7 protein-coding genes are annotated in these 8260 nt (G+C 61.2%); 4 read left to right on the top strand and 3 right to left on the bottom strand.

The genetic code is table 11. From position 1 onward, the window contains the following. Positions 1-434 precede the first annotated feature (434 nt). Positions 435-2654: a carbamoyltransferase HypF gene (gene hypF / locus Q0520_RS04005; RefSeq protein WP_298666913.1), complete on the bottom strand. Its 2220-nt coding sequence runs from the start codon at positions 2652-2654 to the stop codon at positions 435-437. Between the two features lie 96 nt (positions 2655-2750). Here hypF and Q0520_RS04010 point away from each other — a divergent pair, with 96 nt between their 5' ends. From Q0520_RS04010 to Q0520_RS04025, 4 genes are all read left to right on the top strand, one after another. Continuing rightward, entirely contained in the window at positions 2751-3230 is a 480-nt protein-coding gene (locus Q0520_RS04010) for an ArsR family transcriptional regulator (protein WP_342765237.1), read from the top strand. Further along, positions 3208-4023: a MarR family transcriptional regulator gene (locus Q0520_RS04015; protein WP_298666919.1), complete on the top strand. Its 816-nt coding sequence runs from the start codon at positions 3208-3210 to the stop codon at positions 4021-4023. The genes Q0520_RS04010 and Q0520_RS04015 overlap by 23 nt, the downstream gene beginning before the upstream one ends. After that, positions 4020-6041: a DEAD/DEAH box helicase gene (locus tag Q0520_RS04020; protein WP_298666922.1), complete on the top strand. Its 2022-nt coding sequence runs from the start codon at positions 4020-4022 to the stop codon at positions 6039-6041. The genes Q0520_RS04015 and Q0520_RS04020 overlap by 4 nt, the downstream gene beginning before the upstream one ends. A gap of 260 nt (positions 6042-6301) precedes the next feature. Beyond that, positions 6302-6493, top strand: coding sequence for a hypothetical protein (locus Q0520_RS04025; protein ID WP_298666925.1), 192 nt, complete (start codon positions 6302-6304; stop codon positions 6491-6493). Positions 6494-6518: 25 nt separating this feature from the next. Here the strand turns inward: Q0520_RS04025 and Q0520_RS04030 are convergent, their stop codons facing one another. Beyond that, positions 6519-7349 carry a hypothetical protein gene (locus Q0520_RS04030; protein WP_298666928.1) on the bottom strand — a complete coding sequence of 277 codons (831 nt, stop codon included), beginning with the start codon at positions 7347-7349 and terminating at the stop codon, positions 6519-6521. Further along, positions 7346-8203, bottom strand: coding sequence for a polymer-forming cytoskeletal protein (locus Q0520_RS04035; RefSeq protein ID WP_298666930.1), 858 nt, complete (start codon positions 8201-8203; stop codon positions 7346-7348). Before Q0520_RS04035 ends, Q0520_RS04030 begins: the two co-directional genes overlap by 4 nt. Positions 8204-8260 lie beyond the last annotated feature (57 nt).

An 8260-nucleotide genomic window follows, 5' to 3' on the forward strand; every position in this document is an offset into this window, starting at 1 on the left:
TTTCGGTGAAGACCGATGGTCTTCTTGAATCGCTGACGCTCGTCACTCGAAAATCAGAGATTTTCTCATGCTCGCTGGGCTCGCACCTCTCACCCTTACGATAGGGGGTGGATGGCAATCTCCCTCCGCAGACCTCTGTTCTCTCTTCCCCGACCCTATCCTGTTTCGGGGACGAGCAGAGTGAGTCGAGAAAGCCATCGGGCTTTCGAGGTGTGAACGAAGTGAACTGGAGAAGGTCGGAGACCTTCGAGCAGTCCCCCAGCAGAGAGTGGGGGGAAGGCGGTGGTTTCGCACTGTTCTTTATGGAATTCGGGGAGACATCGATCCGATCCTGAAATGTTCTCCCGTGCCCAGCATGCAGAGGTGAGGGATTGAACCAGAGTTTGGAATATTCTCCTGGAGAAATTTGTGCGGGACCGCAGGAGCGAGACCCCCTACCTCTCCCGCGTCACCGCCCCGGCAAAGACGCACTGCCCGTAACTGATGCACCCGTCGCCGAGGGGGTAATCGCGGCTGGTGACGAAGGAGAGGCCCGCACCCTCAACGCACGAGCGGATCGTCTCCCTGATTGCTGTGTTGTAGGCGACCCCGCCGGAGAGAGCAACTGTCCTGATCCCCCTCTCTTCGGTCGCATGGACCGCAAGGGCGGCGACGCCGCGGGCAAGGTTGTGCTGCACCGATGCGGCGATGTCGGCGGCACGCCTGCCCGCGGCATGGGCCCTCGCCGCCGTCCGCAGCAGGTCGGTCGTCTTTAAAATCTCGCAGGAACCCTCCCGCTCGAAGGAGAGGTCCCAGTCCGTGGGCGTCCCCCCTGCCGCCGCCGCCTCCAGTTTCATCGCGGGTTCGCCGTCGTAGGTCCGCTCCCGGCATATGCCGAGGAGGGCCGAGGCCGCGTCGAGAACCCGGCCTGTGCTGCTCGTCATGGGGGTGTTGAACCGTCTCTCGACCTGCCGCTCCAGCACGCCGAGTTCGACCTCGCCCCAGCCGCGGGCGGCGAGGAGGTGTCGGGTCTCCTCTTCGGGGAGGATGCCGTAGAGCATCCGTTCAGGGAACTTTGTCGCCAGGTCGCCGCCCGGCATCGGCACCGCCTCGATGTGCGCGACCCTCTGGAGGTCGGGCACCGCACCGGCAAAGACCTCACCGCCCCAGACCGTGCCGTCGTCGCCGTAGCCGACACCGTCGATGGCGATGCCGACGCACTCCTCAGCCGTCACCGCGGCGATGTGGGCGCGGTGGTGCTGGACCGCGACGAGGTCAACCCCCCTCTCGTCGGCGAGGTTGCGGGCGTACCTGGTCGAGAGGAAACCCGGGTGGAGGTCGTGGGCGACCACCTCGACCTCAGCGCCGAGCAGGCGCCCGATCTTCTCCACCGTCTCCTGTAGGTAGGCGAGGGTCGTCGGGTTCCTCACGTTCCCGATATGGGGCGAGGTCACCGCAAACCCGTTCCTGTAGATTGTCGTCGTGGCATTCAACTCCGGGCCGACACCAAGGATGCACCGCGGCCCCAGATCGACCGCCTTCCTCTTCGGGGCGATGCCGCGGGAGAGCCTGATGATATACCCGTCCCGCATAACCGAGTCGTCGCAGCGGTTCACTATCTCGCGGGTGTGGACCAGAAAGGCGTCGGCCTGCCCCCGCAGGCCCCTGACGGCGTCGTCCGTGCCGGTGATCATCGGCGTCCCCGGCATGTTTGCGCTCGTCATGATCAGCAGGTCATGGGTGAGGCGGGCAAAGAGGAGGTGGTGGAGGCCGGTGTACGGCAGCATGACGCCGATGGTGTGGAGGGACGAGATCCCGACATGAGCGCGGACGTCCCGCTTTTTTGCGACGACGATCGGCCTCACGCGGCTGTGCAGCGCTTCCTCGTCCTCCGGTGAGAGGGAGGCGTAGCGTGCGGCGGCGCCGCCGTCCCGCACCATCACCGCAAGGGGCTGTTCGGTCCGCCCCAGGCGCGCCTTCAGGACGCCCGCGGACTCCTCGATGCAGGCGAGGTGGAAACCGCCGACGCCCCTGATCGCAAGGACCTCCCCGGCGTCCAGGAGTGCCGCCGCCTCAGCCACCGGGTCGTCGCAGGCGACCTCCCGCCCGTCCGGGCCGAGGAGGAGGAGGGACGGGCCGCAGGCCTCGCAGGCGATCGTCTGGGCATGGTGCCGCCGGCACCCCGGGTCGGTGTACTCGGACTCGCAGCCCGCGCACATCGGGAACTCCTCCATCGCCGTTCTCTCCCTGTCATACGGGAGCGTCCTGATAATGCTGTACCGCGGCCCGCAGTTCACGCACGACGTCGCCCAGTAGCCCTCGTACCGGCCGCCGGGAGTATTGATGTCCCTTACACAGGCGTCACAGATCGCCACGTCCGGCGGGATCATGCCGTCGAGGGCCCCGGTGCCGCTCGAAAGGATGGAAAAACCCGGGGCCACTTCCCCGTCGAGAGGGAGCACCTCCACCGAGTCGATGACCGAGAGTGGTGTGCCCTCCGAGACGGCGTCCACGAACTCAGAAAAGCGCGCGCCGGCGCCGGCGACCTCGACGCGGCTCCCCAGGTTTTTCACCCACCCTGAAATGCCGAATTTCCTGGCGCAGGCATAGACAAAAGGACGAAATCCGACCCCCTGGACAATTCCACGGATGATGATCTTTCCTCTGTTCTGCATCACATAACCTGCAAAAATTTATTGGGTCATAAGGCGATATATAAATAGGGTTTTTGCGTGACAGGTCATATTCGGATTGTGAATGATCCCGTTGAAATGGTTCCTCTGCTACTCACATTCAATAATCCAAAGTTCAAACAAATGTATGAACTGCTCAACAAGAACTGGATGACCGAGGATGAACTCTGTGAGCAGTGCGGGGAAAGTGCCTGTGTCGCCTCCTGCCTTTCGATCCTCAGGAAGGGAAACCTCATCGAAGAGCAGTGGCGGATGCCGAAGCCCGGCGAAAAGCCGTGCAAGGAGTACAGGACAACCTACGGCACCTTCAGGGCGAGTTTCCAGTGCACGATGACCGATCTTGCAGACCTGATCTACATCGCCCTGTCAACCGACGAGAACCTGCGGACACTCGTATCCAATGTCGACGACGAACTGAAGGCCGGAAATTCGTCCATCGCTGACATCGGCCGGAAGTTCGGGGTGTCGTCTCTCTTTGTCAAGGCACTCTCCAAGAGGATTCCGCACCTTGACATCAAGGGGCAGGGGCTTGTCTATGCCGACAACAATGGCCGGTGAAGACCCCCTCGTCACTCTCCTCCGGAGCAAACGCGAGATCACCCGGTTCCAGATCCTTGTCGAGGTCGCCGAGCACCAGCCAGCGATCCGCCAGCAGGAGATCGCGGAGAAGATGGGTGTGACGCCGCAGGCGGTCTCCGAGTATATAAGGGAACTTTCCGACGACGGTTTTATATCTGCCTACGGTCGTGGCAGGTACGAGGTGACGAAGGAGGGGATCGAGTGGGTGCTGAACAATGCCGAGGTGCTGGAGAGTTATGCCCGGCATGTCACCCGCGATGTGATCCAGAAGGTGCGGGTCTGGCCTGCGATCGCCGCCCATGACCTGAAGAAAGGCGATGTCGTTGGCGTCTATATGAAGGACGGCTGGCTTTACGCCGCGAAGGAGCCGCAGAACGCGATGGGCGAGGTGATCTCCGATGCCGCTGCCGGACAGGACGTCGGTATTGCGCAGCTCACCGGCCTGATCGACCATACCGAGGGGACGATCCGGGTTCTCAAGGTGCCGCGGATCGAGAGGGGGGGTTCGCGGAAGGTCGACCTTGCGGCGATGGAGAAGATCCTCGCCGGTGTGCAGATGGTCGGGGTCGTCGGACTTGAAGCGGCTATCGCCCTGCGATCTGTCGGCCGGAAACCTGACATCACCTTCGGCTCGCGGGAGGGGGCGGTCGAGGCCGCCTTCCACGGCGTCGAGTGTGCGGTCGTCATCGTCGACGAGGAGTTCACCGATTTCCTCAAGCGCCTTGAGACTGCAGGGTTGAACTACACCATTCACGACCTCATCATTCCATGATGGTCATCATCGCCCCGCAAAGGGGCTCATACAAACTCATTCTCTTCGACGGGCGGTCTGTCAGGGAGACCGGTGTCTTCGAACTCGCCCGTTCTACCAAGGGGTATCGGCCGACGAACCTGAAACTCCGCACTCCCGGGCGGAGAAACTACCAGAATACGCCGACAAAGAAACTGATCGAACTTGTCCGTCAGTCCGACGTCAGGATAACAAAACCCGAGCCTGCTCTCCTCGCATTTCTCGGCGACTTCCAGGTCCAGCCGGCCGAGGTGAACCTCTGCCGCATCTGCCTCCTTGAAGATAAGGTGACTCCGCTCTCAAAGAAGAACGGTGTCCGTTTCGGCAGGGAGCACATCTGCATGGAGTGCGCCGAGCGGGAACTGCGGCGGGAGATGGGATATGTGGGCCGTTTCGGCAAGAGGTCGGTCTCGCATATCAGGAGCCTCCTCGACTCGTACCGTGATGTGGACCGTGTGCTCGCCCTCCTCCAACCAGAGCAGCGTGACTTCACACAGACGCTCTTCGACCGCCTGGAAGCGGTAGAACCGATCGACACGCAGCACATCACGCAGCTGCCTGTGCCCCCGGCCTTTGCAAAGGCCTCGGGCATCGAATACCTCACGCCTGTCCAGCAACTCGCTGTCAATGCCGGCCTCCTGGAACATGAGGACCTCCTGGTCGTCTCGGCGACGGCAAGCGGCAAGACCTTTGTCGGTGAGATGGCCGGGTTCAAGAACCTGCTCGAAGGGAAGGGCCGTCTCCTCTTCCTTGTCCCGCTCGTCGCCCTTGCAAACCAGAAATATCTCCGTTTCAGGGAGCGCTATAAGGACATCGCCTCTGTCTCTCTCCAGACCGGGAGGAGCCGCCTCAACCTCCCGGAGACGCGGCCTGTTGGTGAGAGGAGCACCCGTGCCGATATTGTCGTGGGCACGTATGAGGGGGTCGACACAGTCTTTCGGAACGGGAGGACCCTCAAAAACATCGGCACCGTCGTCATCGACGAGGTCCAGAACCTTGAAGAGCCAGAGCGGGGTCACCGCCTCGACGGTCTTATCGCCAGGATCAAGTATGCCTCGCCGAAGGCCCAGTTCCTGTACCTCTCGGCGACCATCGGGGCGCCGAGCGCTCTCGCCCAAAAACTCGGTGCGAAACTCGTCCGCTACGACAGTCGGCCCGTCCCCCTGGAGCGCCACCTCATCTTCTGCGAGAAGAAGAAGAAGATCCAGTTCATCAAGACGATGGTGAAGGAGGAGTTCGCACGGCGGTCTTCAAAGGGGTATCACGGGCAGACGATCGTCTTCACGAACGCGCGGTCGCGGTGCCACACCCTTGCCGACGCCCTTGGCCAGAATGTGGCACGGCCGTACCACTCTGGCCTCACTTCACAGGAGCGCCGTCAGGTCGAGGACCTCTTCGCCTCGCAGAAGATCGCCTGCGTCGTCACGACCGCCGCACTCGCCGCCGGCGTGGACTTCCCGGCCTCGCAGGTGATCTTCGATGCCCTGGCGATGGGGATCAAGTGGCTCAGCGTGCAGGAGTTCAACCAGATGCTCGGCCGTGCCGGTCGTCCGGACTTCCACGACGAGGGCCGGATCGTCATCCTTGCCGAACCTGGTGCCACTTACTCGAAGACCTCAAAGGTCACTGAGGAGGAGATGGCGATCCTCCTCCTGAAGGGCGAGATGGAGGAGGTCTCCCCTGTCTATGACCTCGAAGGGAGTTCGGAGGAGTTTGCGGCGAACGCAGTCACCTGCCGCGGTGACGAGGCGCAGATACGGTGGATGGAAAAGGTGATGGTCGGCAGCCTCGAACCCGTCCTCGACACCCTCCTCCAGACAAAACTGGTGGCGAGGAAGAAGGGGGAGATCGAACTCACTGAGATGGCCAGGGTGATGTCCGGTCACTTCATTGGCGTCGAGAGGTTGATGCGCGTGCGCGACCTTGTCCGCGAGATGGACGACCCCCTCATGATCGCCGCCGAGATCGATTGCATGGATAAGGAAGAAGGGAAGGCGTAGGCCCTTCTCTTCTTTTTCCTCCGGGAAAGACCCGGATCTTTTTTGTTCGGTCAGGTGTCTCTGTCTGTTTCTCCCCGGGCCGTTGTGGTGTGTGGCGCCTGTACTGCTCCCCCTTTCATTTGCTGCTGTTTAATCGGTTCAATAATGATATGTCCCAAAATTTTGTGTTTTTTAATGTGATACTTGATAAATGTAAATTCGCAGAATTCGATATGTTTATATTACATTATCAGATTATATATGGTACGCGAGGCGAGGGCATGGACTCCACAGTTTCAACACAGGAAACGGCACGATCAATTGCCGCCAGGATCACCGGCGACGGATTTGATTGTGAGAAAATACTGACTGAAAAGGACGAAGTACGGGCTTTTCTTGAGAGGAATGCAGAGAAAATTCCCTCGGCCGTGGAGATGCTGAATAGGATCAGAAAATATGAAAGGTGTAAATAAGTTTCTCTTTTAGCGCACTCCGATTTCAGGAGAGGCAGACCCAGCGGTCATAAAGGGGATCGCGGTCGCTCTCCCATACGTCGGGTTTCCGCCCGGCAGACCGGCACCAGGTTGCGACCATACGGGCCTCCTCTTCTGTTGCGACGGTGATGAGAGTCTCCCCGGAGAGCGCCAGGAGTTCGAGAGTGAGCCTCTCCCATATCCCGCTGTCGAAGGAACGGATCGTCCCCATCATGAACGCCGTCCCGTAGGGGACCCGCCTGAAGTAGGCGGTCGCCACCGTCCCGTCGATGCACGCCGTCTCCGCCGGGACGAGGCGCCCCTCCTCGAAGCCGCGGGCGATGAGGGCGGGGTCGTGGTCGTAGGCGAGCGTCCGCATCCCGACCACCGACCTGAGTGCGGCGGCACCAACGCCCGACCCGCAACAGCAGTCGATACAGATTGTCCCTTCCTGCCTGCCCCAGACCTCGGTGACGAGGTCGGCTATCTTTCCCGGCCTGTCTGGGGGGATGTCCTCGATCGACGGTCTGACTTCCTCCCTGATTACCTCACTGTAATACTCCCGAACGGCGCCGGTCCAGACCTCCCGGTCTTCCTGGTAGATATCGCCCTCCGTCCCTTCGAAGAGGTCGATCACCTCGGTCTTCGGGGAGTGGAAGAGGTAGTTCGCCGCGTACCAGGTCCCGCCGCTCCTGAATGCAACGGCCATGAGGTCTTCGTCCTCGTCGACGAGGAGTTTTCCCGCCTCCGGGTCGAGGGATAAGACGGGGTCTGCCGACGCCGGGTCTGCGAGGTCGGCGAAAGAACCTTCGACACAGACAAGGTCGGTCAGTTCAAGTATCTCCGCCGCTTTCATGCCTCTTCCTGCACCTCCCTCTCGAACCTGATCCCCTCGGGCGCCCGGATCGTCCCGTCGACGCGGGCGTTCTCGTCGAGGGCGAGGGTCCTTCCGGTCACATTGCCGAGGATATGCACCCCGGGCGCCACGGCGACTTCATCGCCACCTTCCACGTTGCCGTGGACCTGCGTGCCGTCACCGACCCTGATGAGTCCACCCGCTCGCAGACTCCCGAAGATGGTGTTGTCCCGCCCGGTCACAACTGAGGCGGCCTTGATGTTGCCGTGGAGGCGGCAGCAGTTCCCGATGGTCATCATGGTAGGGACGGAGAAGACCTTCATATCGATTGTCGAGGATGGCGGGATGAGCAGGGGGTTCTCGTCTTCGTCGTCCTCGTCCCCGCCGAAGATCTCCTTGAGGGCACCGTCGATCTCGTCAGGGTTGTCCATCTTGAGGAGGGTCATCACATAGAGGATGAGGTAGGCGATCACCGGCATCGGGTTCCTGATCGATATCCAGCCCTTTGCCTCGAACCCCCTCTCGATGTGGACGTTGTCGCCGACATCGAGGTCGCCCTGGACAAAGAGTTTGCCGTGGATCTTCACCCCCTCGCCAAGGTAGGCGTCTCCGGCGGCGATCACGTCGCCATTGACCTCGCACCAGTTGTCGATCCTGACGTCTCCGTCTGCATAAATGCCCCCGTTGAGGGTGGTGAACTCGCAGACGACGACGTCTTTCCCTTTCAGCCCGTAGTCGATCGTGCAGCGGTCCCCGACAATGATGGTGTTCCCGGTTTTCAGGGTGTGTTCCTGCAGTTCGGTGCCGTCAGGGAATGAACATTGGTATATCCAGTCCTGAATCCCGTCTTCCATGAGCAGGTATACACTCAATCCCCATCCTTATCAGTCTTGCCAAAAGGCCTGATGAAG

The organism is uncultured Methanofollis sp. (assembly GCF_937919355.1).
Classification (GTDB): domain Archaea; phylum Halobacteriota; class Methanomicrobia; order Methanomicrobiales; family Methanofollaceae; genus Methanofollis.